Source organism: Rhizobium sp. SRDI943 (assembly GCF_057653695.1).
This window is the reverse complement of record NZ_JBYGKN010000005.1, coordinates 103714-129635: the sequence shown is the minus strand read 5'-3', so window position 1 is coordinate 129635 and position 25922 is coordinate 103714. Positions and strand designations below refer to the sequence as shown.

Here is a 25922-nt window from a genome sequence, read left to right as displayed (position 1 = left end):
GTCCTTTGAAGGACGGTGCCCAGAATAAGAGAAAGTTCAGCGGAGCCTTGTTGGAAGGCTTGTTGGACAGCGGCGCAATATGAACCATGCCTGAGATAAGCGTCCGCCAGCAGCATCTAGCCAATATGTGCTTAATGTCCCCTTCGGAGAGATAGTGTTGAAAACACTCGGCGTTGCCGATGCTTTGGTGTCATGATTCAATCGTCGCATTGATTTGCGGCGGATTGAGTGATGATGGTGTCAGGTGGTTCCTGCGCAGCTCTTCTACGACTTCCGCCTCGATGATGCTTCGCCCGAGCGAAGCGGCCGAGGCGATTTGCGCGCCAAGGGAAATTCCCAAAATTCCGATCTTACCGCCAGAGCGCGGTTGCCCCTTGAGATAGGCGACTACGCCCTGAACGGCCAAGATCCAGCCCGACAGTTGCTGCTCGGAATAGGCGATCCGCGTTCCCGCCTCACGTGTCGTGGCAATGGTGTCGAGGTCGCCCGGCGACAGCACATGAACGAGATAGGCATCCAATCCCGCTGCCTTGAACGCCTGCCCGATCTCGTCATGTCCTGGTCAACGGCACGCCAGAGCCAGTGTTTGCGGCCGGCGATGGAAACTACCACCTCGTCCAGATGCCAGACGTCCCGGCCCGACGGCCGTCGGCGGCGGATTTGCTTCGCGTAGGCCGGTCCGAATTTCCGACCCCGTCGCCGGATCGTTTCATACGAAACGACGATGCCGCGCTCCAGCAGCAGTTCTCGACCAGCCGCAGGCTCAAAGGAAATCTGAAATACAGCCAGACCGCGTGCGCGATGATCTGTTGCGGGAGACGGTGACGCTTGTAGCTGATGGCTGAATTCTTCATCCCACCATCTCTACACCCCACTCACTGACAGCAGGTTTATGTGACAACACCGAACTGAACGAAACTAGCTAGTCTGTTGCTTGGGACGAACGGAGACCGTCGAGAAATTCGATAATCATCGCGGGACGGTTTCCCTGCTCAATTTTTTCGAAGATTGCCACCTTTCATACAGGACTCCGGCTCAGATATGCAGCGCGCTTCCCAACGCTTTCAGTGCCGCTTCCATGACCGCTTCGCTGCGGGTCGGATGCGCGTGGATGGTGCCGGCGATGTCTTCCAGGCGCGCACCCATTTCGATGGCGAGCGCAAAAACCGCCGAAAGCTCGGAGACCCCGGCTCCCACCGCCTGCAGGCCGAGCACGAGATTGGTGTCGGCGCGGGCCACGACGCGCACGAAACCTTCTTCGGACAACATCGTCATTGCCCGCCCGTTGGCGCTGAACGGAAACTGGCCGGTGCGAATTTCATAACCTTGCGCCTTCGCCTCCGCCGGCGACAGGCCGGCGCTGACGATCTCCGGATCAGTGAAGCAGATGGCGGGGATGCATCGCTTGTCCCAGGCCCGCTTCTTTCCGGCGATGATTTCCGCCACCATCTCGCCTTGCGCCATGGCCCGATGGGCAAGCATCGGCTCGCCGGTCACATCGCCGATCGCATAGATGCCGCGCATGGAGGTGCGGCAACGGTCGTCGATCCGCAGATAAGGGCCGGCACGATCGAGATCGAGCTCTTCGAGACCGGATCCTGCGGTTCTCGGGCGGCGGCCGACGGTGACGAGGATGCGGTCGGCCGGCAGGGTCTCACGCCGGCCATCAGCCGTTTCGACGATCAATGCCTCCCCATTATCGGCAAGGCCGATCGCCTTCGCACCCGTCAACAGCCGGATACCGCCTTCGGTCAGCTTGCGCATGACGGGCCGCACCAGCTCGGCATCATATTGCGGCAGCACCTGTGGCGTCGCCTCGACGACCGTCACATCAGACCCCATCTTGGCAAAGGCGGTCCCGAGCTCCAGCCCGATATAACCGCCGCCGACCACGACGAGCCTTTTCGGAAGTTCCGTCAGCGACAGTGCCTCTGTCGAGGAAATCACGCGGCCGCCGAAAGGCAGGTTCGCAAGCTCCACCGGATCCGAACCGGTGGCGATCACCACGGTCTCGGCGCGGATGATCTGCTGGCCGGTTTCCGTCTCCACCTCCACCGTCTTGCCATCGCGGAAATGGGCTCGGCCGTGGACGATCTTGACTCGCGCCTTCTGCAGCAGCCCCGAAACACCGGTCGTCAACCGGCCGACGATCCCGTCCTTCCAGGCAATCGTCCTCATGAGATCGATCGAGGCGCCTTCGACGCGGATGCCCATCGGGTTCTTGCCGGCAAGCATCTTTTGCGCGACGTCGAATTCCTCGGCCGCATGGATCAACGCCTTGGAGGGAATGCAGCCGACCGTCAGGCAGGTGCCGCCCGGCTTGCCGGCCTCGACGATAACAGTATCGACGCCGAGCTGCCCGGCGCGGATGGCGCAGACATAACCGCCCGGACCGGCACCGATGACGAGGAGCTTGCAGACGATCTCTTTCATGGATCTCAGCTTTCGATAAAAATGAGCGCAGGCGTTTCGATGAGCGTGCGGATGCGCTGGACGAAGTTTGCCGCATCCCAGCCGTCGATGATGCGGTGATCGAAGCTGGAGGAGAGGTTCATCATCTTGCGCGGCACGAACTGCGCGCCGTCCCAGACCGGTCGCGTGGCGATCTTGTTGACGCCGATGATCGCCACTTCGGGATGATTGATGATGGGTGTCGAGACGATGCCGCCAAGCGCACCGAGCGAGCTGATGGTGATGGTGGAGCCGGAAAGCTCATCGCGTGTCGCAGTCCCCGAGCGCGCCGCTTCCGCCAGCCGATTCATCTCGGCGGCGCAATCCCAGATGCCACGGGCTTCGGCATGCCGCACCACCGGCACTGTCAGACCGGCCGGTGTCTGCGTGGCGATGCCGATATGCACGGCACTATAGCGCATGATGATGCCGGCATCGTCGTCGAAAGTGGCGTTGACGTCAGGCTGCTCGGAAATCGCCTTGACCAGCGCCCGCATCAGGAAGGGCAGAACCGTTAGCTTTGGATGATCAGGCCTGCGATCGCCGTTCATGGTGGCGCGCAACTCCTCAAGCGCGGACATATCCACTTCCTCCACATAGGTGATGTGGGGGATGCGCGAGGCGGAAAGCACCATCTTCTCGGCAATGCGGCGACGCAGGCCGGTCAGCTTGATCTCCTCGGTCGCCGTCTTCCTGGCAAAGCCGTTCTTTGCCGTTGCAGGCGCGGTCCCATGGCTTAGGAATTGCTCGATGTCCTCGCGCAGGATGCGCCCGGCCGGTCCGGTCGCCTGCACCTGCCTAAGATCGACACCGCTTTCCCTGGCGAAGAGCCGCACGGAGGGCGCGGCAAGCGGCTTTTCCGCCGGCGCCGGCGCGGGAGTTGGCGCTGGCGGAGCAGGTTTTGCAATCTCGGCATTGGGCGTTCCGGCAATCGGCGTCTGCGAAATCCCTGCAAACTGAACCTCGCCGACATCTCCCGCCGTCTCGATCCGCACCAGCGGAGCCTTGACCGCGATACGGTCTCCGACTTCACCGGCAAGCCAGGTGACGGTACCATTGACAGGAGACGGAATTTCCACGGTGGCCTTGTCGGTCATGACGGCGGCGATCACCATGTCCTCACGGACGGGATCTCCCGTCTTCACATGCCATTCTACGATCTCGGCCTCGGCGACCCCTTCCCCGACATCAGGCATCTTGATGATGAATTCGCTCATGGCTCAGGCCTCCATGACTTCGGCAAGCGCCCGCCCGACACGGCCGGGACCGGGAAAATAGTCCCACTCCTGCGCATGCGGATAGGGCGTGTCCCAGCCGGCAACACGCACGACTGGCGCTTCGAGATGATAGAAGCAATGTTCCTGCACCAGTGCTGCGACCTCGGCGCCGAAGCCGGATGTCAGGGTTGCCTCATGCACGACGGCGCAACGACCCGTCTTCGAGACCGATTTGACGATCGTATCGAGATCGAGCGGCAGCAGGCTTCTGAGATCGATCACCTCGGCATCGATGCCGGCATCCTCGGCCGCAGCAAGCGCCACATGTACCATGGTGCCGTAGGCAACGACGGTCACCGCCGATCCCGCGCGCCGCACTTCGGCCTTGCCGATCGGGATGGTGTAATGGCCATCAGGCACCTCCCCGAGGTCGTGTTTCGACCAGGGCGTCACCGGCCGCTCGTGATGGCCGTCGAAGGGGCCGTTATAGAGGCGCTTCGGCTCCAGAAACATGACCGGATCAGGGTCCTCGATCGCCGCGATCAGCAAGCCTTTGGCATCATAGGGATTGGACGGCACGATCACCTTCAGCCCGCAGACATGGGTAAAAAGCGCCTCCGGACTCTGGCTGTGCGTCTGGCCGCCGAAAATGCCGCCGCCGGTCGGCATGCGCACGACGATCGGGCAGGTGAAATCGCCGTTGGAACGGTAGCGGATGCGCGCCGCCTCCTGCGTCAGCTGGTCATAGGCCGGATACATGTAATCGGCGAACTGGATTTCGACACAGGGTTTCAGCCCATAGGCCGCCATGCCGATCGCCGTGCCGACGATGCCGGATTCGCTGATCGGCGTATCGAAGCAGCGCGTTCTGCCGTATTTTGCCTGCAGGCCCTGGGTGCTGCGAAAGACGCCGCCGAAATAGCCGACATCCTCGCCGAAAACGACGACATTGTCGTCCCGTGCCATCGAGACGTCCATGGCGCTGCGCACGGCCTCGATCATCGTCATCCTGGCCATATCAGTACCCCGCCTTCTGTCGCTGGCGGCGGATATGCGGCGGCATCTCGGCATAGACGCCCTCGAAAATGTCGCGCACCGAAGGCCTGCCGCCGGCATGCAGCGTGCCATGCGCCTCTGCCTGGCGCTGCGCCTCGATCACCTCGTCCATGATTTCGGCTTCGGCCTGCACATGCCGTTCTTCCGACCATGCGCCCTTGATGATCAGATGTTTCTTCAGCCGCAGCACGGGATCGCCGAGCGGCCAGGCCTCCGATTCCGTCTTGGGCCGATAGGCGCTCGGATCGTCGGAAGTCGAATGGGCGCCGACGCGATAGGTCACATATTCGATCAGCGTCGGGCCGAGATTGCGCCGCGCGCGCTCGGCCGCCCAGTGGGCGACGGCATGGACGGCGAGATAGTCGTTTCCGTCGACACGCAGCGCCGGAATACCGAAGCCGAGGCCGCGCGCCGCGAAGGTGCCGGAACCGCCGCGGGCGATGCCCTGAAAAGTGGAGATCGCCCACTGATTGTTGACGATGTTGAGAATAACAGGCGCCTTGTAGGTCGAGGCGAAAACCAGCGCCGAGTGGAAATCCGATTCCGCCGTCGATCCGTCGCCGATCCAGGCCGCGGCAATGCGGCTGTCGTTCTTGATCGCCGAGGCCATCGCCCAGCCGACAGCCTGCACATATTGGGTGGCGAGATTACCCGAGATGGTGAAGAAGCCATGCTCCTTGGAGGAATACATGATCGGCAGTTGCCGGCCGCGCAAAGGATCGCTCTCGTTCGAGTAGATCTGGTTCATCATCTCGACCATCGGATAGTCGTCGGCAATCAGCAGGCCGGCCTGGCGATAGGTCGGGAAATTCATATCTCCCGTCTCGAGCGCCTTGCGGAAGGCGCAACTGACGGCTTCTTCACCGAGATGCTGCATGTAGAAGGAGGTCTTGCCCTGCCGCTGCGCCATCAGCATGCGGGCGTCGAAGGCACGCAGCTTCATCATGTTGCGAAGCCCGGTCAGCAACGCCTCATCGGAGAGCGACCCAGCCCAAGGACCGACCGCCTCGCCCTCGCGGTTCAAAACGCGGATGATGGAATAGGCGAGATCACGGATATCTTCGGATGCGACATCCACCTCCGGCCGCGGCACCGAACCGGCCTTGGCAATCTTGACGTTGGAAAAATCGGGCTGACCGCCCGGGCGAACGGCGGGTTCGGGGACATGCAGGCTCAAACGAGCGGAATCCACCATGTCTTTTCTTTCCTCCCTTTGCCGGCCTTGCTCCTCTCCTCCGGAAGCAGGGCCGGATGTGGTTCTTATAGATTGCGGGCGATCACCATGCGCTGCACGTCGCTCGTTCCTTCATAGATCTGGCAGATGCGCACATCGCGGTAGATGCGCTCGACCGGATAATCGGCCATGTAGCCATAACCGCCATGGATCTGGATCGCATCGGAACAGACGCGCTCCGCCATCTCGGAGGCAAAGAGTTTCGCCATCGAGGCTTCCGACAGGCAGGGCAGCCCTGCCTCCCTGAGGGACGCGGCATGAAAGACGAGCTGCCGCGCCGCCTCGATCCGCACCGCCATATCGGCAAGGCGGAAGGCAACGGCCTGGTGCTCGAAGATCGGCTTGCCGAAAGCGGTACGCTCGCGGGCGTAATCGCGTGCCGCCTCAAAGGCCGCCCGCGCCATGCCGACGGCCTGCGCCGCGATGCCGATCCGTCCGCCCTCGAGATTGGCGAGCGCGATGCGATAGCCCTCGCCTTCCGCGCCGAGCCTGAGTTCTGCCGGAATGCGCATGCTGTTGAAGGCGATCTGGCAGGTATCGGAGGAATGCAGCCCAAGTTTTTCCTCGACGCGGATCACCTCGTAGCCCGGCGTATCCGTCTGCACGATGAAGGCGGTGATGCCCTTCTTTCCGACATCGGGATCGGTAACGGCAAAGGCGATGATGACATTGCCGTTCTTGCCCGAGGTGATGAATTGCTTGGAGCCGTCGATCACGTAGTGGTCGCCATCACGCCGCGCCCGGGTCTTCAGGTTCGAGGCATCGGAGCCGGCCTGCGGCTCGGTGAGCGCAAAGCCGCCAATCCATTCGCCGCTGGCCAGTTTCGGCAGGAAGCGCTGCCGCTGCTCCTCGGTGCCGAATTTCAGGATCGGCACACAGCCGACGGAGCTATGCACGCTCATGATCGTCGAACAGGTTCCGTCGCCCGCGGCAATCTCCTCCAGCGCCGCGGCATAGGCGACCACGCCGGTATCCGATCCCCCATAGGCTTCCGGCACCAGCATGCCGAGCAGCCCGAGTTGACCCATTTCCTTCAATTCCTCGCGTGGGAAGAGATGCTCCCGGTCGCGTTTGGCTGCCCCCGGCGCTAGCCGGTCGCGGGCAAAGTCACGGGCGAGATCTGAGATTTGCTGCTGGAGGTCGGAAAGGATCATCTGTTCTCTCCCTCTCCTATTGCCGTTCGATGGCAACGGCGGTCGCCTCGCCGCCACCGATGCAGAGCGCGGCCATGCCGCGCTTCAGGTCGTATCGCTCCAGTGCTGCAAGCAGCGTCACCAGGATGCGAGCCCCCGAGGCGCCGATCGGATGGCCGAGCGCGCAGGCGCCGCCATGCACGTTCACTTTTTCATGCGGCAGGTTGAGATCGCGCATCGCCGCCATGGCGACGACGGCGAAAGCCTCGTTGATTTCGAACAGATCAACCTCCGACAGCGGCAAGCCGGTGCGATCGGACAGCTTCTGCAGCGCGCCGATCGGTGCGGTGGCAAAAAGATTGGGCGCCTGTGAATGCGTGGCATGGCCAAGGATCGTGGCAAGCGGCTTCAGGCCGCGATGCTCCGCCTCGGAGCGGCGCATCAGCACCAGGGCCGCCGCGCCATCGGAGATCGAGCTGGAATTGGCGGCGGTCACCGTGCCGCCCTCGCGGAAGGCGGGCTTCAGCGTCGGGATCTTGTCGAGCTTCGCCTTTCCGGGCTGTTCGTCCCGGCTCGCCACCTGCTCGGCTTTACCCGTTTTTACGGTGACCGGCACGATCTCGCTTTCGAAACAGCCTTCGGCGATCGCCTTCTGCGCCCGCGTCAGCGAGGTGATGGCGTAGCTGTCCTGCGCCTCGCGCGTGAACTGATAGGCCTCGGCGCAATCCTCCGCGAAGCTGCCCATCAAGCGCCCCTTGTCATAAGCATCCTCCAGCCCGTCGAGGAACATATGATCCACGACACGCCCATGGCCGAGCCTGTAGCCGCCACGGGCCTTGTCAAGGAGATAGGGCGCATTGGTCATGCTTTCCATGCCACCTGCAACCGCTACAGAAGCGCTGCCGGCGGCGATCAGGTCATGCACCATCATCACCGCCTTCATGCCCGAGCCGCACATCTTGTTGACGGTGCTGGCCGCGGTGGCGAAGGGCAGACCGGCATGGATCGCCGCCTGGCGGGCCGGTGCCTGGCCCTGCCCCGCCGGCAGTACACAGCCGAAGACGACCTCCTCGATCGCCTCGGCCTCGACGCGGCTCCGCTGCAATGCCGCGCGGATCGCCGTTGCTCCGAGTTCCGGCGCCGTCGCCTCCTTCAGCTCTCCCTGAAAGCTGCCGATCGGGGTGCGCGCTGCACCGACGATAACGATGGGGTCTTGCAAAACCATCTTTCCTCCTTCGGGCAAAGCGCTCAGCGCGCGCCCATCCGCAATGCGCCGTCGAGGCGGATGACCTCGCCGTTCAGCATGTTGTTTTCCAAGATATGGCGTACCAGCCCGGCGAATTCCGCCGGACGGCCAAGCCGCGGCGGAAAGGGCACGCTCTTGCCGAGTGCTGCCTGAACCTCGGCCGGCATATCCGCCATCATCGGCGTCTCAAAAATGCCGGGTGCGATCGCGACGACGCGAATGCCGTGACGGGCAAGCTCGCGAGCGATCGGCAAGGTCATCGCCGCCACCCCGCCCTTGGAGGCGGCATAGGCTGCCTGGCCGATCTGGCCATCGAAGGCGGCAACCGAGGCCGTATTGATGATGACGCCGCGTTCGCCTTCCGCATCCGGCTCGGTCGTCTGGATCTCTGCGGCGGCCAGCCGGATCATGTTGAACGTGCCGATGAGATTGATGCCGACCGTGCGGGCAAAACTCTCCAGCCGGTGCGGTCCGTCGCGGCCGATCACCTTTTCGGCCGGCGCCACGCCCGCGCAATTCACCAATCCGCGCAGGCTGCCGAAGGCTTCGACGGCAGCGGCAACCACCGCCGCCCCCTCCTCGCCATCGGTCACATCGGCCTTGAGGAAGCAGGCATCGCTTCCGAATTCCCGGGCAATCTCTTCGCCCGCTTGCATATTGAGATCGGCAATCGTCACGCGCCCGCCGGCCTCCACAAGCGCGCGCACTGTTGCCGCACCCAAGCCGGAGCCGCCGCCGGTCACGATGAAACTTGCTCCACGGATCAGCATGAATCTCTTCCTCCCTGCCGACCACACCCCCCTCCAAGCGCAACCGACGGACACGATTCTATTCGCTCCACCTATTGCAAGCGATGACAGAACTGCTCCATTATTTCGGCCAGTTTTGCCATAGCGGGGATAGAATGGCCGAGATCGAACGACGCATGATCGCGCCGGGCTTCGTGGAGGAGGCACTCGACAGCCTGCGGCGGCTCGGCAAGCCGACGGCGCCGATCCTTGCCCGCGTCGGCCTGGCATCCCCGGTCGATCAGCCGGTTTCGGCAGAGACCTATGGCGCGCTCTGGCTGGCGATCGCCGCCGAGCTCGACGATGAATTCTTCGGCATGGGCGCACGGCCGATGCGCAGCGGCAGCTTCACGTTGCTCTGCCACTCTGTGCTGCATGCGCCGACGCTGGGTCAGGCGCTCCGCCGGGCGCTGCGCTTCCTCGATGTCGTGCTCGACGATCCCCGGGGACGGCTCGTCATCCGCGACGGTCTGGCCGAGATCGAACTCAGCGACGCCGGTGACCCGCGTTCGGCCTTCGCCTACCGCACCTATTGGATCATCCTGCACGGCATTATCTGCTGGCTGGTCGGCCGGCGCATTCCGATCCGGCTCGTCGATTTCCGCTGCGCGGAACCCAAACAAGGCGCCGACTATCGGCTCTTCTTCGGCGCCCCTGTGCGTTTCTCGCAAGCCATCAGCCGGCTCGGCTTCGACAGTGCCTTGCTCGACCTGCCGGTGGCGCGCAGCGAACAGGCGCTCAAACAGTTCCTGCGCGGCGCGCCCGCCAATATTCTGGTGCGCTATCGCTATGATGCCGGTATCGCCGCCGCCGTCCGCCGCCGACTGAATCTGGCCACGCCGGCTGCCTGGTCGAACTTCGCCAAGCTTGCCGCCGATATGCGCATGCCGCCCTCCACACTCCGCCACCGCCTGCGCGACGAGGGACAAAGCTATGCCGCCATCAAGGACGACATCCGTCGCGACCTCGCCGTCGAACTGCTGCTGAACACGCCGAAGACCATCGGCGAGATTGCCGTGCAGCTCGGCTATTCCGAGCCGAGCGCCTTCTTCCGGGCCTTCCGAAAATGGATGGACAAGAGCCCCGAAGCCTTTCGGCGGGACGGAGCGGAAATCGAGGGCATGTCAGTCGAATCTGTTGACCCGCCCTGACTGGCCTCGCGCTTTCGCGAACATGGCGGCAATCTTCATCATGAAGGACTTGCTGAAGCGACCAAGAACCGCCTGATGAGGCTCGATGTACCAGGATCGCTCGACGATATCGTAATTGTATTCGTCGACGACGATCCAACTCTGCTTGAGATCACCGAGACCGGCGCGCCGCCGTTCGATGTCGGGAATTTCCAGCGCAACCCTTCCCACTTCCGGCGGCTGTGTGGTGATTGCCAGAAGGACGAGATGGCTGTTTCCATCGCTCGCACTGCGGATCGCGATGACGACACAGACTGGGCGCTGTTTGCGCCCCTCGGTCTCACCACGCTGCTGTTGCCATGCTCAGAGATAGGGATAGGTTATCACCTCGCCAGGACGAAACTCATGGTTCATCGTCGTAGCTTTCACCGCGCGCCAGCCGCTCAATCGCCTCGTCGAACAATTCGGCATGCTCGTCCGGCATCTCCGAAATGTGATGGGCACGACGCGGGTCCCCGCCGCTGCGCATTAGCTGATAGTGCTCATAGCTCATCAGCACGAAACGTGGCTTTTTGTGGCGGGTAAGAATAACCGGCTCGCGGCTCGCGACATCGGTGACATCACCAATCTGTTTATTGAGATCACCTGTCGTGAACTGCCGCATGATTATCGTCTCCAGTTTATTTCCATATATTCCATATTTTCCATATTTTCAAGAAAATCACGCTCACGCGCCCTCGACAAGATTCGCAAGGCTCTTCCGCCGCATCATTCAAGGGCACTTTGACCCCGCCGCAACCCGCGCTACATATTTCAGCGGGAGGAGTGCCATGTTTGATTTTTCGCTCGGCGAAACCGCGGACGCGATCCGTGAAACGACGGCGCGGTTTGCTGCCGATCATATTGCTCCGCTGGCTGCGGAGATCGACGAAAGCAACACGTTTCCACGCCAGCTCTGGCCCGAGATGGGTGCGCTCGGCCTGCATGGAATCACCGTCGAGGAAGAATTCGGTGGCGCCGGTCTTGGTTATCTCGATCATGTCGTCGCCATGGAAGAGGTTTCGCGCGCCTCGGCCTCCGTGGGGCTCAGTTACGGCGCCCATTCCAATCTCTGCGTCAACCAGATCCGCCGCTGGGCCTCGCCGGAACAAAAGCGCCGCTATCTGCCGAAGCTGATCTCCGGCGAACATGTCGGCTCGCTCGCCATGTCGGAGGTCGGCGCCGGTTCCGATGTTGTCTCCATGCGGTTGCGTGCCGAGAAAAAGGGCGATCGCTATATTCTGAACGGCACCAAGTTCTGGATCACCAATGCGCCGCACGCCGACGTGCTGGTTGTCTATGCCAAGACCGATCCCGCAGCCGGCCCGAAAGGCATTTCCGCCTTGATCATAGAAAAGGGTCTGCCGGGTTTCAGCGTCTCCAAGAAGCTTTCCAAACTCGGCATGCGCGGCAGCGATACGGCCGAACTGGTCTTCGAGGATTGCGCGGTGCCGGCCGAGGCGCTGATGGGCAGGGAAGGCGAAGGCGTGAAGATCCTGATGTCCGGCCTCGATTATGAGCGCGCCGTGCTTGCCGGCGGGCCGCTCGGCATCATGCAAGCCTGCCTCGATGTCGTGCTGCCCTATGTGCGCGATCGCAAGCAATTCGGCAAAGCGATCGGCGATTTCCAGCTGATGCAGGGCAAGATCGCCGACATGTATGTGGCGCTGAATTCGGCGCGCGCCTATGTCTATTCCGTCGCCCGCGCCTGCGATGCCGGCCGCGCGACGCGCACGGATGCTGCTGCCGCGATCCTTTTCGCCAGCGAGAACGCCGTGAAAGTGTCGCTGGAGGCGATCCAGGCGCTCGGCGGCGCCGGCTATACCAAGGAATGGCCGGTCGAACGCTTTTTGCGCGACGCCAAGCTTTACGATATCGGCGCCGGCACCAATGAGATCCGCCGCTACCTGATCGGCCGGGAGCTCATTGCATCATGACGGTGATTTCGACTGCGATCGATCGCGACAGCGACAGCTTCAAGGCCAATGCCAGCAAGAATAAAGCCCTGATCGACGAACTCCTCAATCGTTCGGCGAAAGCGCGCGAGGGCGGATCGCAAACGGCGCGCGAGCGCCATACCGGCAAAGGCAAGCTGCTGCCGCGCGATCGCATCCAGCTGCTCATCGATGCCGGCAGCCCGTTCCTGGAGATCGGCACGCTGGCGGCCAACGGCATGTATGATGACGAGGCGCCCGGCGCCGGCATCATATCAGGCATCGGCCGCGTTTCCGGCCGCGAGGTGATGATCGTCGCCAATGACGCGACGGTGAAGGGCGGCGCCTATTTCCCGATGACGGTGAAGAAACATCTGCGGGCGCAGGAGATCGCCATGCAGAACCGGCTGCCCTGTCTCTATCTCGTCGATAGCGGCGGCGCCAATCTTCCGCATCAGGCCGAAGTCTTTCCAGATCGCGATCATTTCGGCGCGATCTTCTACAATCAGGCGCAGATGTCGGCCGAGGGAATCCCGCAGATCGCCTGCGTGATGGGCAGTTGCACCGCCGGCGGCGCCTACGTGCCCGCCATGTCCGACGAGACGGTCATCGTGCGCAATCAGGGCACGATCTTCCTCGCCGGCCCGCCGCTGGTGAAGGCCGCGACCGGCGAGATCATTTCAGCCGAAGAGCTCGGCGGCGCCGAAACCCATGGCCGTCGCTCCGGCGTCGTCGATCATGTCGCCGAGAACGACGAACATGCGCTGCTGCTCGTGCGTGATATCGCAGCCACTCTCAACAGCGTGAAGGCCATTGATATCGACCTGCAGCAGCCACGGCCGCCCAAACTCGATCCCGAGGATCTCTGCGGCCTGATCCCGGGGGATGTGCGCTCGCCCTATGATGTGCGGGAGGTCATCGGCCGGATCGTCGATGGCTCGGAACTGCATGAGTTCAAGCCGCTCTACGGCACCACGCTGGTCTGCGGCTTCGCCCGCATATGGGGCATGCCCGTCGCCGTCATCGCCAATAACGGCGTGCTGTTTTCCGAAAGCGCGCTGAAGGGCGCGCATTTCATCGAGCTCGCCTGCCAGCGCCGCGTGCCTTTGCTTTTCCTGCAAAACATCTCCGGCTTCATGGTCGGCGGCCGCTATGAGGCCGGCGGCATCGCCAAGGATGGGGCAAAGCTGGTGACGGCGGTTGCGACCGCGAGCGTGCCGAAGGTCACGGTCATCATCGGCGGCAGCTTCGGCGCCGGCAATTACGGCATGTGCGGCCGCGCCTATCGCCCGCGCTTTCTCTTCACCTGGCCGAACAGCCGCATCAGCGTGATGGGCGGCGAACAGGCGGCCTCGGTGCTCGCCACGATCCGCCGAGACTCCACGGAGGCGCGCGGTGAGAATTGGCCAATTGAAGAGGAGGAAGCCTTCAAGGCGCCGATCCGCGCGGGCTACGAGGCCGAGGGCAATCCCTATTATGCCACGGCTCGCCTCTGGGACGACGGCATCATCGATCCGCGCCAGACCCGGGACGTGCTGGGCCTTGCCTTTTCCGCCTGCCTGAATGCGCCGATCCCGAAAGGGCCGCGCTTCGGCCTGTTCAGGATGTGAGGTGCGGCATGATGGAAAGCCTTCTCATTGCCAACAGGGGCGAAATCGCTCGCCGCATCATCCGCTCGGCCAAGATGCTCGGCATCCGCACCATCGCCGTCTACTCCGAGGCCGATGCCGGCCTCCCCTTCGTCAGGGAGGCGGACGAGGCGATCGCCATCGGCCCCTCGCCGGCCCGCGAAAGCTATCTCTCGCAGGAACGCATCCTCGATGCCGCCCGGAAAACCGGCGCTGCCGCGATCCATCCCGGCTACGGTTTCCTTTCGGAAAATGCCGGATTTGCCGAAGCGGTGGAAAAGGCCGGGATCATCTGGGTCGGCGCGCCCCCTGTTGCAATCCGGGCGATGGGGCTCAAGGATGCGGCCAAGGAATTGATGCAAGCAGCCGGCGTGCCTGTGACCCCCGGTTATATCGGCGCGGACCAGAGCGAAGAGAGGCTGGCGGCCGAGGCTGATATCATTGGTTATCCCGTGCTCATCAAGGCGGTCGCTGGTGGCGGCGGCAAGGGCATGCGCCGCGTCGATCGCCCACAGGATTTCGCCGAACTTCTCGCCTCCTGCCGCCGTGAGGCGGCTGCCGCCTTCGGCGATGACCGCGTTCTGATCGAACGCTGTATCGCCAATCCGCGCCATATCGAGGTGCAGGTTTTCGCCGACAAGCTCGGAAATTGCGTTCATCTCTTCGAACGCGATTGTTCGCTGCAGCGCCGTCACCAGAAGGTCATCGAGGAGGCCCCTGCCCCCGGTCTCGATGCCGCCACCCAGGCAGTGATCTGCGATGCGGCGGTGAAAGCCGCAAGAGCGGTGAATTATGTCGGCGCCGGCACCATCGAATTCATCGCCGATGCCTCGGAAGGCCTTCGCGAAGATCGCATCTGGTTCATGGAGATGAACACCCGCCTGCAGGTGGAACATCCGGTCACCGAGGCAATTACTGGCGAGGATCTGGTGCTCTGGCAGTTGAAGGTCGCTAGCGGCGAACCGCTGCCGAAAATGCAGGACGAGATCGCCATGAGCGGCTGGGCCTTCGAAGCCCGGCTCTATGCCGAAAATCCTGCCGCCGGCTATCTGCCGTCGATCGGCCGGCTTGAACATCTCAGCCTGCCGCAAACCGTCCGTGTCGATAGCGGTGTCGAGCAAGGGGATGACATCACCGCCTTCTATGACCCGATGATTGCCAAGGTCATTGCGCATGGGCCGAACCGCGAGGCCGCACTTTCGAAGCTCGCAGCCGCCTGCGCTGGCATCGAGGTCTGGCCGGTCAGATCCAATGCCGGTCTTCTCGCCCACATCGCCATCGATCCGGATTTTCGCGCAGCTCGGATCGATACCGGCTTTCTCGATCGTCATGACGAAAGGCTTGTGGCGACGGAGCCGAGCGAAACTGCAATCGATAGCGCGGCCACGGCGCTTTTAAAGAACACCGATGGTAATCCCTGGACCGCGCTGACCGGGTTCCGCATCGCCGGCGCGGAGGACAAGAGGGTGCGCATCCGTATTGGCGATCACCTCCATTGGGGGCAATCGCGTCCGGAGTTTGAGGCCAATACCATCACGATCGGTGAAACCACGGTGCTTTTCGAGGCCGGCAATGCCTGGCCGATCAGCCTGCCCGTCGCCAGCGAGGTCGAGGCAAGTCAGAGTGCCGGCGATGGCGCGATCCTGTCGCCCATGCCCGGCCTCGTCATTTCGGTGGATGTCGCCGACGGCGATCGTGTCGCCAAGGGCGACCGCCTGCTGACGGTCGAAGCGATGAAAATGGAACATTCTCTGCGTGCGCCCTTCGACGGCATCGTCGAAAAACTGCAGGTTTCCTCAGGGATCAGGGTCTCGGAAAACCAGCTGGTCGTCAGCATTGTGAAGGAGGAGATTTGATGGCCGGCCGTTATTTCGACGAGTGGACGGTCGGAGACCGCATCGCCCACGACATCCGCCGCACGGTCACCGAGACCGACAATCTGCTGTTCACGACGCTCTCCCACAATCCGCAGCCGCTGCATCTCGATGCCGATTATGCGGCCGGCACCGAATTCGGCCGGATCGTCGTCAACGGCACCTTCACCTTTGCCCTCACGGTCGGCCTTTCGGTCGGCGACACGACGCTCGGCACGCTCGTCGCCAATCTCGGCTATGACAAGGTAACGATGCCAAAGCCGGTCTTCATCGGCGATACGCTGCGGGTGGAAACGGAAGTGATGGAGCTGCGTCGCTCGAACTCCCGGCCCGATGCCGGCATCGTCACCTTCCGGCATATCACCCTGACCCAGCGCGGCGAGATCGTCTGCCAGTGCCTGCGCACGGCAATGCTGAAGGTGAAACCGTCATGAGGCTGCGCTCGCTGCTCTTTGCGCCCGGTGACCGGCCGGAGCGTTTCGAAAAAGCGCTCGCCTCAGGCGCCGACGCCGTCATTCTCGACCTGGAAGATTCGGTTGCGCCCGCAAACAAGCCGAAAGCGCGCGAGAGAGTGCACGAGTTCGTCCTGCATCATGCCGGCGAGACCGCTCTCCTGATCCGCATCAATCCCCTCGCCTCGCCAGAATTCGAAGGCGACCTTGCCGCTTTGAGCGGCCTTCGTCCTTTTGCGATCGTGCTGCCGAAGGCCGAGGGTGCCGCTTCGGTGCTGAAGCTTGCAGGCTCTCTTGCATCTGCAATGCCCATCTTGCCGATCGCAACCGAAACGCCATCCGCGATCTTCGAGATCGGCAGCTACCGGAATGTCGCGACCAGCCTCTGCGGCCTGACCTGGGGTGCTGAGGATCTGCCTGCCGCGATGGGGGCTACGACCGCGCGGAGGACGGATGGCCGCTACACGCCGCCTTACGAGCTTGCCCGCTCGCTCACGCTGTTCGCAGCCCATGCCGCCGCCGTTCCGGCAATCGACACCGTCTATCCCGATTTCCACGATCTCAACGGTCTCAGGGCCTATGTCGGCCGAGCCCGGCGCGACGGCTTTTCCGGCATGATGGCCATCCATCCGAGCCAGATCGAAACGATCAATCACGCCTTCACGCCGGATCCGTCCGAGATCGCCTGGGCCGAGAAAGTCGCCGCCGCCTTTGCCGCCAGCCCTGACGCGGGCGTCATCCAGCTTGACGGACGCATGATGGACCTGCCGCATCTCAAGCTCGCGACCCGCATTCTCGATGTGGCCGGGCGATAGAGCAAATGCGCCACCAATCAGCCCGCCTTTGCGGTGTGCTTGGAGGCGGCGTTCTCTCGGTTGAGGTAGCCGGCACCGATGGCGACGTAGAGATCCACATAGTCCTTGGCAACCTGTTGCACGGTGTCGGCAAGGCTCTCCTGGGCATCGGAGACCGACCGCTGCGCCTCCAGGACATCGAGCAATGACGAGGCGCCATCCTTGTAGCTCGTGGTCGAAAGCGCAAGCGACTCCTGTGCCGTCTGCACCTGTCTGCGCAACGGTTCGAGCGTCTGCGTGTCACGGCGAACAGCCGACAGCGCATTTTCCACCTCTTCGACCCCGTTCAGCACCGCCGCTTTCCAGGCGAGATATTGGGTCCTGGCATCGGATTTTTCGATGTCGACATTCGCACGCAATTTGCCGCCATCGAAGATCGGCAGGTTGAGTGTCGGCCCGAAGGTCCAACTGGTCAGAGTTCCGCCGCTTGCACCGGATGATTTGACCCAGCTCGGCGAGATCGAGCCGGATAGAGAGATCGACGGGTAGAGCTTGGCTTCCGCGGCCCCGATATCGGCGACAGCCGCCGCCAGCTCGCGTTCCGCCTTGCGGATATCGGGACGGTTGCGGATGAGATCGGCCGGAATGCCGGCCCGAATGTCGCCGCGGAAAACCGGCTGGCCGGCGCTTTTCTGCAGTTCGCCCATCAGCGAGGCCGCCGGCATCCCGAGCAGAGTGGCAATGTGATGGCCCGATTCGGTGAAGCTCTGTTCGAGGCCAGGAATGTCGGACTTTGTCGACTGTACCAGACCCTCGGCCTGAATGACGTCGAGGCGGGAGGCCGCACCCGCCTTGAGCTGCAGCTGCGTGAGTTCGTAAGTCTGTTGGCGGGATTTCAAATTCGCCTGCGAAAGCGCGATGCGCTGCTGATAATAGCGGGCGTCGATATAGCTCTCGACCAGGTCTTTCAGAAAGGTGAGCTTTGCATTGTCGGCCGTTGCATAGGCGGCCCCCAGCGAGGCGATCGCACTCTCCTTCGAGCGACGGTACTGGCCGAAGATGTCGAGCAGCCAGGAAAGGCTGGCCTCGCCACCTGTCTCATTCGTGGTACCGATCGTCGTACGCTCAGAACCCTTCTCACCGGATACCGTGTGCGATGCGCCGACATCGAGGCTCGGCAGGCCACCGGCAGCGGCAACCGTGACATTGGCGGAAGCCGAATTGATGCGCTCGAGCGCCTGCAGGACATCAAGGTTCTCGCTGCGGCCATGAGCCACCAGGCCGTCGAGCCGCTTGTCACGATAAGCCGTCCACCACTGCGCCGCCACGACATCGCCGTTGCTCTTGGTACTCCCCTCTTTGAATTTAGCAGGAAGCGGCATCTCTGGGGGTACGTGATTCGGGCCGCTGACGCAGCCTGCCAGCAGAAGCGTGACCGCCGATGCGGCGTAGCGGAGCGATGATAGGTTCATGCAGAGCGACGGATTCACGGGCGAGCTTTCTGAACCGGGATCGTGGGTTCAGGCTTAGCGACGCCAACGTTAATGGCGGTAAAGACACTGTAAAGTTAGGTAAAATCGCTGGGCCGGATCAGGCTTGGTCGTCAGCCGAACCATAGAGTGTCGGCTTTCGGGGAAGCTCCAGGGTGATTGCCAGACCTCCGGCATCCGGCAACGACGCATGTACCCGCCCGCCATGGCGCTCGATGGCCTGTCTGGTGATGGCCAGACCCAGGCCATATCCACCTCTCGGTACAGCCTCGTTTCCGCGTGAGAACGGCTGGAAGATCCGTTCGAGTTCGTCTCGACTGACACCTGGCCCCTGATCGGTGACACAGATTTTGAGGCGCTCGTCTGTCGTCTCGCACGATACGGATATGCGCGAATGCTCGGCTGTGTACTTGACGGCGTTGCGGACGACGTTTTCGAGCGCCCTGTAGATGAGCTCGCCTTCGACTTCGGCGCGGAAAACGCCCTCGACACTGGTTGTGATTGAGACCTCCCGCGCCTGAGCTTCGAATGCCGCATCGCCGAGAATTTCGTTGAGCAGCTCGATGACATCAAGAGCGTGCGTTTTCAGCGGCCGGCTGGATCCGGCAGTCAACCTGGCAAGCGTCAGAACTTCGCCGACCAGCGCATCCAGCCGTTCGACCTCCCGGTCCATGCGGTCTAGCATGGCGCCGAGTTTTGCCGGGCTCTGCCGGAGCACGCCGACGGCGGCCTGCAGGCGGGACAAAGGCGAACGCAGCTCGTGGGAGACATCATGGAACAGCCTCTGCTGCGCATCCTGCAGCTCCTGAAGCCGGGCGGCGCTGGAATCGAAGTCATGCGCAAGCGCGGTAACCTCGTCCTTTCGGCCGGCCATCTTGTCACCGATGCGGAAATCGAAGCGGCCATGGGCGAGCGCGCTCAAGCCATCGCGCAGATGCACCACGGGACGAATGAGATATCGGGCGAGTGCACCTGCCGAAATCGTGCTCGAAATCAGGATCGTGAGCCACGGCAAGAACGGACCGAAGTTCTCGAACGTGAACGTCGCCTTGGCCGGCAGGGAAATCTGGTAGCAAACCTCGTCCTTCAGGACGAATCGTGTGTCGACGGTCTTTTGAACCGCGCAGGCATCGGCTTTGGCCGTTTTGGAGATCGTCAGACCAGATGGTAGCGTCTCTTCACTTGCGCGCACGAAATGCGCGGCGGCATCCTCGCCATCTCTGGCGAGCATGTTTGCGGTGAGATTCAGGGCAATCACTCGCCGCTCTTCCTCCAGTTCGCGCGCAAAAGGAACGCCCTGGAGGAAATTGACGAGCAGGATGATAACGCCGACGGTTGCCGCCATCGTCAACCAGATCGTCGTGAAGAATTTCCAGAAAAGCCGGGGCATGGTCAGTCCACGAGAAGTTGATAGCCCTGGCCGCGAACGGACTGGATCCAGGATTGGCCATCCTCCCTCAGTCCGAGCTTCTGGCGAACGCTGCTGATATGGACGTCGATCCGGCGATCGAACGGGGTCAGCGGCTTGCCGAAGGCCCGCTTCGAAATGTCCTGCTTCGACACGAGCTGGCCGGCGCTGCGGGCGAGGACCTCGAGCAGGCTGAATTCCGTGCCGGTCAGGTCCAAGCTTTCGCCGCGCCATTCGGCGATCCTGCTGCCAGGATGGATCACGAGTTTTCCGGCCCTTATGATGTCGATCGAAGCACCGGCTGCCGGCTGGCCCGCCCGGCGGAGGATGGCGCGCAGTCTCGCCGCAAGTTCGCCCGGCGAGCATGGCTTCGGCACATAGTCGTCGGCGCCGAGATTGAGACCCGATATCCTGTCGACGTCATCGCCCCTTGCGGTCAGCATCAGCACAGGAACCTGGCTGAGCTTCCTGATCCTCTGCAGAACCTCGATCCCGTTCATCCGAGGCATCATGATGTCGAGCACGATAATATCAACCGTATTGCCGGCCGCCGCGGCAATGGCGGCGCGCCCGTCTGTATCCGTGACGACCTCATATCCTTCTTCGACCAGATATTCCTGCAGAAGCGTCGTCAGCTCGGCATCGTCGTCGATAAGGAGAACCTTGTTCATTCGCATTATCCGCTCTCAATCCCGGCAAGCCATACAGCACAAATACAGTCGCGCAGCCAAGTTTTACCTAACTTAACACTAACTTGACCGCACTTAACGTTCGTCCCGCTACTGATCCTGCCATGACATAATACGCGCTGAAACCGGATTGCAGCGACATGGCCCGCAATCCCTCGTTGAGTTGGCGCGGATCGGGAAAAGGCATCGATGCCTTTGACCACCTCTTCGGTCGAATTCCCCCCCGGAACGAGACCGCGGGACGCGTTACCCCGCAGGCGGCCCCGCGCCGCCTGCGCGTCCTGCATTTTCTCGGCCAACAGCGTATCTGGCCTGTGTCGCAGAGAGAACCTTTACCAAACTTTACACTTCCTTAACCGCGCTTAACATCCACACAGCTATTACAGTTCGACCTCAGTTCGATCCGGAGTGTCGTGTGTCCAAGGCACATCGAAATATTCTGCGGTGCCGCTTTGCGGAGCGGAAAGTCATCTGTGTCGAGATTTGGCGGTGGTTATCGAAGCTTGCTTCAACGAACTATGTCTCAATTGCTTCTTTCTTGAGTCCCGGGATCCACTCAGGACGCGCAGAAACCGTTCCAATAGAGCGTCATGCTCACCTGGAAGACATCTCCATTGGGGGAACGGGGTGATTGATGCTCCGGGTGATCACGGCGTGTTTACCGGACAGATCGAACAGTTCCACAAGCCTACCGACGCCGACGAGGTTGCGGCGCATCGCCTCGAGGAAGCAAATGCCGGCAAGGCGGCAATAGCCATCGAGCGCGGCACGGGCGCAGAGCGAAGGGCCGAAATAGAAGGCGAACGCTGACACCAGGGACCGTCGTGAGGCATCGGTTCGTTGTCAAAGTCGTGGAGCGTCAGTCGACACGTGCTCGAGCGACGAGGCATATGCCCGCTCAGAAGAACGGTCCGCCATATGCCGAGAGTGACTTACCGATTTGCTTCTGTGGTTTCCACGAAGAGCTGGTTGAGCTGTTTCATCTCAAGTGCATGGGCGCGCCTTCTGAGGGCGGCTGCCTGTTTGAGCGTTGCAAGGTTGTCTGTCGTCTCAATGAGATGCGCATCGGCGACCAGCATTTCCGCTTCAATCCTGCCCTGCTCTCTCAACTGCCAGACATCCCTGACGCGAAATTGGACCATTATGACGCCGAAAAGCGCCACGAGCGCGGAAGCGGTCATTGGCAGCCAATTCGGGACAACCGGTCCATAGGCCGAAAACAATGATGAAAGGCCACTCAGAACGATGATCGCCAAGGTGAGAAAATTCCAGAGATATTGATTAACCTTGGAGGAACGAGCATAGCCGTTTCGATGTGTTCGAAGGTCACGCAAAGCCTGCCTTTTGATCTCGGCTGCGTCCGATGGAAGCATGCTTTCGGCCGTCTCTTGCTCGATCTCCCGCCTTGCCGCCAAAATCACGTTGATGACGGCGATAGTGATCCCGAAGGTTATCATGAACCACGCGATGTAGTGCAAAGGGACGTCGTCGAGAATGACGTTTGACAAAAATGCGGGTTGAAAAAACTCAATTAAAGCGCCAATCGATATCAAGAATATAGACAGGGCAACCACTGCAATCGAAAGCATCGCCGCTATATTTCTATATCTGCTATTTAGTGTCATTTTCTTCAGTTGAGCCTGGTCATCCCCCTCCCTTCTAAACAAATCCATCATCCTATCCTCGAGACTATAGGGTTAACCATAGTCAACCTTTTACCACGCCAGAAAGCAAGTAATGTTTGCGAAGTAATACTTTACGGATCGAATTTCCGGCACCTCTCGCTAATGTGCGGGCCGGGGCAGCCTCCACCTCTTCAATCCGGTCGCTTCAGGCTACGCTGATCGCCAGCGGCCGGCCGAGATCGCGGCCAATTTAGTCCTGGTGCTGTCGGACGATCTGCGCGGCGTGAGCGATCGTCAGGCTTGATCGCGGCGATGATCTCCTCAAGGTCGCCCAGCCTGACAGCCACTTGAAAATCGGCGCTGCCTGAGCGGGCGAGATGGGGCCTTCTCAGGAGAATGGCTTTGTCGGTCCCGCCGCCGGATTGGTCAGCCAGCGTGGTCCCTCGGCGGTCATGTAGATATGGTCTTCCAGCCGGATCCCGAATTTCCCGGGGAAGACGATCATCGGTTCATTGGAAAAACACATGCCGGCGGCAAGCGGCGCGTCGTTGCCGCGAACGATGTAGGGCTCCTCGTGGATCTCGAGCCCGAGGCCATGACCGGCGCGATGCGGCAAACCCGGCAGGCGATAGTCGGGGCCGAGCGAGTGTTTGGCAAGCACCTTGCGGGCCGCATCGTCGAGGCTCGAGCAGGCGGCGCCGATCCGGGCTGCGTCGAAGACGGCCTGTTGCGCCTCGCGCTCGATCCACCAGGCGCGTTCGAACGCGCTGTTGCCGTCCTCCAGAATATAGGTCCTGGTGATATCGGAATGATAACCGTCGATCCGGCAGCCGGTATCGACGAGAACGACGTCGTCGCGACCAAGGACCTGATCGCCGTCGGCGCCATGCGGAAGCGAGGTCGCCGCGCCGAAGGAGACGATGCAGAACGTCGAGCCGGCATCGGCGCCGGCCTGGCGATGCTGTCGGTCGATGAATTCGATCACCTCGGATGATTTGATGCCCGGCTTCAAAAGCCCATGCACTTGCTTGTGGACGTCGAGCGTCAGGTCCATCGCATACTGAATGAGGGCAAGCTCCGCGGCCGATTTGATGCAACGCAGGTCGCGGATCAGCCGCCCGCCATCGGCAAGCCTTGCCGCGCCCATCTCCGCTGCCAATGCGTGATAGAAGAAAAGCGGCAAGCCATCGTCGAGGGCAAGTCTGCCGCCCTGGGCAACAAGGCGGGCGATGAGAGCGGCGCTGCTCTCCTCCTCTTCCCAGACCAGGATTTCCCCCGGCAGATGTGGCAGCGTTTCGACACGGCTGCGCTCGAACCCCGGAACGATGTAGGAAATGGTCGCGGGCATGACGAGCGCGCCGAGGAACCTTTCGCTCGGATGCCAGACGAGCCCGGTGAAGTAGTGGAGGCTTTCGGTCGGCCCAAGAAGCACGGCAGCCAATCCTTCGGCTTCGATCAGTTGCCGAAGCCCGGCGAGGCGGTTCTGCCGTTCGTCCTCAGTGATGCGGGGTACGGGGTGCTGCCACGACATGTTGTTTTCCTGCTTTTCCTGCGCTTCGAGATCGATGAAACCCTCGCCTTGCAGCCAGGATCTTGAACCGACACTAATGCCGCTGTAGGCAATATGTCGACATGAAAAGTGAGGAGATAGCCATGGCGGTCGAATACACCACACCGGGCATGCTGATGCGCGATCATATGGTCGACGTGCCCCTGGATTGGTCGAAGCCGGAGGGTGAGACGATCCGGATTTTTGCACGTGAAGTGTGCGATCCCGCCCGCCGTCGTGAAACACTGCCGTTGCTGGCTTTCCTTCAAGGCGGTCCTGGCGGAAAGTCGCCGCGGCCGAGCAACGGCGGGCCGCCATGGCTTGCCGAAGCCCTGAAGACGCACCGCGTTATCCTGATCGACCAGCGCGGCACCGGGCGCAGCAGCCGGATCGAAAGTGCGACGATGGAGCACTTTGCCGACGGCAGGGCCGCAGCCGACTATCTCAGCCTCTTTCGTGCCGACAGCATCGTTGCCGATTGCGAACATCTGAGGAAAACCGTCTTCGGCGGCGGGCGCTGGCAGACGCTTGGCCAGAGCTATGGCGGCTTCCTGACACTCACCTATCTCTCGAAGGCGCCGGAGGGACTTTCCGCCTGTTATGTCACCGGCGGCCTTGCCGGACTTGGGGCGACGGCCGATGATGTCTATCGGCGCACCTACCCGCGCGTTACCGAAAAGAACGCCGCCTATTACCGCCGCTACCCCGGGGATGCCGAACGCATCGGCCGGATCGCCGACTATATCGAGACCAATGAGGTGCGGTTGCCCGATGGCGATCGCCTCTCCGTTCGCCGCTTTCAGACCATTGGCATCGATTTCGGCATGGCGCCGGGTTACGAGAACATCCATTGGCTGGTCGACGAGGCTTTCTCCGGTCCCAATGAAGAACGTCTCTCCGAGCGCTTCCTCGCGTCGGTGATGTCGCTGACCTCATATGACGACAATCCGCTCTTCGCCGTTTTGCAGGAAAGCATCTATGGCCAGGCCGGGACGCCGACTGCCTGGGCAGCCGAACGCATCCGCGCCGAGCATCCGGCCTTTGCCGGCGACCGGCGGCCGCTGCTGTTGACGGGGGAGATGATGTATCCCTGGATGTTCGAGGAAATTCGCTCGCTTAGGGCCTTCAGGGCAGGTGTCGAGGCGCTGGCAACGTTTGAGCACTACGCCCCGCTCTATGCTCCGGCACGTCTCGCTGCAAACGAGGTGCCGGTCGCCGCGGTCATCTATCATGACGACATGTATGTCGATGCCGGGCTTTCGCTCGAAACAGCGCGCCACGTCGCCAATGTGCAGGCATGGGTGACCAACGAATTCGAGCATGACGGTGTTCGCCAGTCAGCGGCTGTCCTGCGCCGGCTGATGACCTTGGTCAGAGAGCAAGGCGGCCCCCTCGCCTCTTGAGGCTCGAGCGGTTCATTGCTCTCGTCGCGTCAGGACATGCTGATCGCCACCGGCCGGTCGAGGTCGCGGGCAATATATTCCTGGATCTGGCGGACGATCTGCCCGGCGTGGGCGATCGCCAGTTGGTCGGCCCGCTCGACGTCACCGGCCTCGATTGCGGCGATGATCTCCTCGTGTTCGTCGACATACTGGCGCGGCAGGCGGTCGTCGAATGTCGAGTAGTAAAGGCGCAGGATGCGGCGGCCCTCGTCGAGCAGCCTGGCGAAGAAGGCCGTGTAATAGGAATTGCCGGCTAGTTCAGCGATCGCGACGTGAAATTCGCGGTTGGCCTCGATCATCGCATAGGCATCGCGCGCGGCAACGGCATCGGCGAAGTCCTTCTGATGCCGGCGGATGGTCTTCATGATCTCGCCGTTTCGCCGTTGCGCCGCGCCGCGCGTCGTCACCCGGTACATCAGCGTCAGCGCTTCGAAATAGGTGGGCAGGCTTGCGAAATCGATCGTTGCGACGATCGTGTTCCTGTTCGGCAGCGTCGTGACGAGCCCATCGGCGGCGAGCCGCAACAGCGCCTCTCGAATGGGTGTCCGCGACATCCGGAAACGCTCCGACAGCCGCACTTCGTCGAGCGGACTGCCGGGTTCCAGCGCCATCGACAGGATTTCCTGCCTGAGCGTCACATAGACGCTCTGCGTGCCAGAGCCGCGCACCCGCACATTTTCCGCGTCGTTCCGCATTCGTCCGCCCTCTTTTGTTAGAGCCTTGTATTGCGTTTCGGCCGATTC

Annotated in this window: 23 protein-coding genes and 2 pseudogenes; 8 read left to right on the top strand and 17 right to left on the bottom strand. The window is 62.0% G+C overall.

Annotation, left to right across the window (positions count from 1 at the left end):
* Nucleotides 1-190: 190 nt before the first annotated feature.
* From AC245Y_RS35590 to AC245Y_RS35550, 9 genes and pseudogenes are all read right to left on the bottom strand, one after another.
* The gene (locus tag AC245Y_RS35590; protein WP_050563567.1) at nucleotides 191-520 is read right to left on the bottom strand and encodes a hypothetical protein; all 330 of its coding nucleotides are present in this window, start codon (nucleotides 518-520) and stop codon (nucleotides 191-193) included.
* A 38-nt stretch (nucleotides 521-558) separates the two neighbouring features.
* Nucleotides 559-854: pseudogene (locus tag AC245Y_RS35585) on the bottom strand (DDE-type integrase/transposase/recombinase); the annotation flags it as partial.
* Between the two features lie 181 nt (nucleotides 855-1035).
* Complete coding sequence (lpdA, locus tag AC245Y_RS35580) at nucleotides 1036-2433, bottom strand: dihydrolipoyl dehydrogenase (protein WP_017997658.1); 1398 nt, start codon at nucleotides 2431-2433, stop codon at nucleotides 1036-1038.
* A 5-nt stretch (nucleotides 2434-2438) separates the two neighbouring features.
* Nucleotides 2439-3668 carry a dihydrolipoamide acetyltransferase family protein gene (locus AC245Y_RS35575; RefSeq protein ID WP_017997659.1) on the bottom strand — a complete coding sequence of 410 codons (1230 nt, stop codon included), beginning with the start codon at nucleotides 3666-3668 and terminating at the stop codon, nucleotides 2439-2441.
* Nucleotides 3669-3671: 3 nt separating this feature from the next.
* Entirely contained in the window at nucleotides 3672-4685 is a 1014-nt protein-coding gene (locus AC245Y_RS35570) for an alpha-ketoacid dehydrogenase subunit beta (protein ID WP_017997660.1), read from the bottom strand.
* Between the two features lies 1 nt (nucleotide 4686).
* Complete coding sequence (locus AC245Y_RS35565; protein WP_017997661.1) at nucleotides 4687-5919, bottom strand: thiamine pyrophosphate-dependent enzyme; 1233 nt, start codon at nucleotides 5917-5919, stop codon at nucleotides 4687-4689.
* A 65-nt stretch (nucleotides 5920-5984) separates the two neighbouring features.
* Nucleotides 5985-7112: an acyl-CoA dehydrogenase family protein gene (locus AC245Y_RS35560; RefSeq protein ID WP_017997662.1), complete on the bottom strand. Its 1128-nt coding sequence runs from the start codon at nucleotides 7110-7112 to the stop codon at nucleotides 5985-5987.
* A 16-nt stretch (nucleotides 7113-7128) separates the two neighbouring features.
* Complete coding sequence (locus AC245Y_RS35555) at nucleotides 7129-8316, bottom strand: acetyl-CoA C-acyltransferase (RefSeq protein WP_017997663.1); 1188 nt, start codon at nucleotides 8314-8316, stop codon at nucleotides 7129-7131.
* A gap of 23 nt (nucleotides 8317-8339) precedes the next feature.
* Nucleotides 8340-9107 carry a 3-hydroxyacyl-CoA dehydrogenase gene (locus AC245Y_RS35550; RefSeq protein ID WP_017997664.1) on the bottom strand — a complete coding sequence of 256 codons (768 nt, stop codon included), beginning with the start codon at nucleotides 9105-9107 and terminating at the stop codon, nucleotides 8340-8342.
* An 83-nt stretch (nucleotides 9108-9190) separates the two neighbouring features.
* Between AC245Y_RS35550 and AC245Y_RS35545 the strand changes: the two genes are divergently transcribed.
* Nucleotides 9191-10276, top strand: a complete 1086-nt coding sequence (locus AC245Y_RS35545; protein WP_017997665.1) for an AraC family transcriptional regulator — start codon at nucleotides 9191-9193, stop codon at nucleotides 10274-10276.
* Here the strand turns inward: AC245Y_RS35545 and AC245Y_RS35540 are convergent.
* Both AC245Y_RS35540 and AC245Y_RS35535 read right to left on the bottom strand, forming a co-directional pair.
* Nucleotides 10250-10669, bottom strand: a pseudogene (locus tag AC245Y_RS35540) (hypothetical protein). The gene AC245Y_RS35545 and the pseudogene AC245Y_RS35540 sit on opposite strands and share 27 nt — an antisense overlap.
* Complete coding sequence (locus AC245Y_RS35535) at nucleotides 10659-10919, bottom strand: type II toxin-antitoxin system prevent-host-death family antitoxin (protein WP_017997666.1); 261 nt, start codon at nucleotides 10917-10919, stop codon at nucleotides 10659-10661. The pseudogene AC245Y_RS35540 and the gene AC245Y_RS35535 overlap by 11 nt, the downstream one beginning before the upstream one ends.
* Before the next feature lie 166 nt (nucleotides 10920-11085).
* On the opposite strand from AC245Y_RS35535, the gene AC245Y_RS35530 reads away from it, so the two are divergent.
* From AC245Y_RS35530 to AC245Y_RS35510, 5 genes are read left to right on the top strand one after another with little or no spacing between them, the layout of a single operon-like run.
* The gene (locus AC245Y_RS35530; protein ID WP_017958365.1) at nucleotides 11086-12231 is read left to right on the top strand and encodes an isovaleryl-CoA dehydrogenase; all 1146 of its coding nucleotides are present in this window, start codon (nucleotides 11086-11088) and stop codon (nucleotides 12229-12231) included.
* Nucleotides 12228-13838: a carboxyl transferase domain-containing protein gene (locus AC245Y_RS35525; protein WP_017997667.1), complete on the top strand. Its 1611-nt coding sequence runs from the start codon at nucleotides 12228-12230 to the stop codon at nucleotides 13836-13838. Before AC245Y_RS35530 ends, AC245Y_RS35525 begins: the two co-directional genes overlap by 4 nt.
* A gap of 8 nt (nucleotides 13839-13846) precedes the next feature.
* Nucleotides 13847-15712 carry an acetyl/propionyl/methylcrotonyl-CoA carboxylase subunit alpha gene (locus AC245Y_RS35520; protein ID WP_026157758.1) on the top strand — a complete coding sequence of 622 codons (1866 nt, stop codon included), beginning with the start codon at nucleotides 13847-13849 and terminating at the stop codon, nucleotides 15710-15712.
* Nucleotides 15712-16164 (top strand): MaoC family dehydratase, encoded by a 453-nt coding sequence (locus tag AC245Y_RS35515; RefSeq protein ID WP_017997669.1) that lies wholly within the window; start codon nucleotides 15712-15714, stop codon nucleotides 16162-16164. Before AC245Y_RS35520 ends, AC245Y_RS35515 begins: the two co-directional genes overlap by 1 nt.
* Nucleotides 16161-16997 (top strand): HpcH/HpaI aldolase/citrate lyase family protein, encoded by an 837-nt coding sequence (locus AC245Y_RS35510; protein ID WP_017997670.1) that lies wholly within the window; start codon nucleotides 16161-16163, stop codon nucleotides 16995-16997. Before AC245Y_RS35515 ends, AC245Y_RS35510 begins: the two co-directional genes overlap by 4 nt.
* A gap of 17 nt (nucleotides 16998-17014) precedes the next feature.
* Here AC245Y_RS35510 and AC245Y_RS35505 read toward each other — a convergent pair whose 3' ends face one another.
* The 3 genes from AC245Y_RS35505 to AC245Y_RS35495 all read right to left on the bottom strand — a co-directional run bounded on the left by AC245Y_RS35505 (nucleotide 17015) and on the right by AC245Y_RS35495 (nucleotide 20545).
* Complete coding sequence (locus AC245Y_RS35505; RefSeq protein ID WP_017997671.1) at nucleotides 17015-18448, bottom strand: efflux transporter outer membrane subunit; 1434 nt, start codon at nucleotides 18446-18448, stop codon at nucleotides 17015-17017.
* Between the two features lie 118 nt (nucleotides 18449-18566).
* A complete protein-coding gene (locus AC245Y_RS35500; RefSeq protein ID WP_017997672.1) occupies nucleotides 18567-19856 on the bottom strand; it encodes a HAMP domain-containing sensor histidine kinase in 1290 nt (429 codons plus the stop codon).
* Between the two features lie 2 nt (nucleotides 19857-19858).
* A complete protein-coding gene (locus AC245Y_RS35495) occupies nucleotides 19859-20545 on the bottom strand; it encodes a response regulator (protein WP_003555609.1) in 687 nt (228 codons plus the stop codon).
* A 645-nt stretch (nucleotides 20546-21190) separates the two neighbouring features.
* Here AC245Y_RS35495 and AC245Y_RS35490 point away from each other — a divergent pair.
* Nucleotides 21191-21373: a hypothetical protein gene (locus tag AC245Y_RS35490; RefSeq protein ID WP_017997673.1), complete on the top strand. Its 183-nt coding sequence runs from the start codon at nucleotides 21191-21193 to the stop codon at nucleotides 21371-21373.
* A gap of 122 nt (nucleotides 21374-21495) precedes the next feature.
* On the opposite strand, the gene AC245Y_RS35485 is transcribed toward AC245Y_RS35490, so the two are convergent.
* Nucleotides 21496-22236: a hypothetical protein gene (locus AC245Y_RS35485; RefSeq protein WP_020487194.1), complete on the bottom strand. Its 741-nt coding sequence runs from the start codon at nucleotides 22234-22236 to the stop codon at nucleotides 21496-21498.
* A gap of 340 nt (nucleotides 22237-22576) precedes the next feature.
* Complete coding sequence (locus tag AC245Y_RS35480; RefSeq protein ID WP_017997675.1) at nucleotides 22577-23719, bottom strand: M24 family metallopeptidase; 1143 nt, start codon at nucleotides 23717-23719, stop codon at nucleotides 22577-22579.
* A 122-nt stretch (nucleotides 23720-23841) separates the two neighbouring features.
* On the opposite strand from AC245Y_RS35480, the gene AC245Y_RS35475 reads away from it, so the two are divergent.
* A complete protein-coding gene (locus AC245Y_RS35475; RefSeq protein WP_017997676.1) occupies nucleotides 23842-25140 on the top strand; it encodes an alpha/beta fold hydrolase in 1299 nt (432 codons plus the stop codon).
* 29 nt (nucleotides 25141-25169) lie between these two features.
* On the opposite strand, the gene AC245Y_RS35470 is transcribed toward AC245Y_RS35475, so the two are convergent.
* A complete protein-coding gene (locus AC245Y_RS35470; RefSeq protein ID WP_003555614.1) occupies nucleotides 25170-25874 on the bottom strand; it encodes a GntR family transcriptional regulator in 705 nt (234 codons plus the stop codon).
* Nucleotides 25875-25922: the final 48 nt, after the last annotated feature.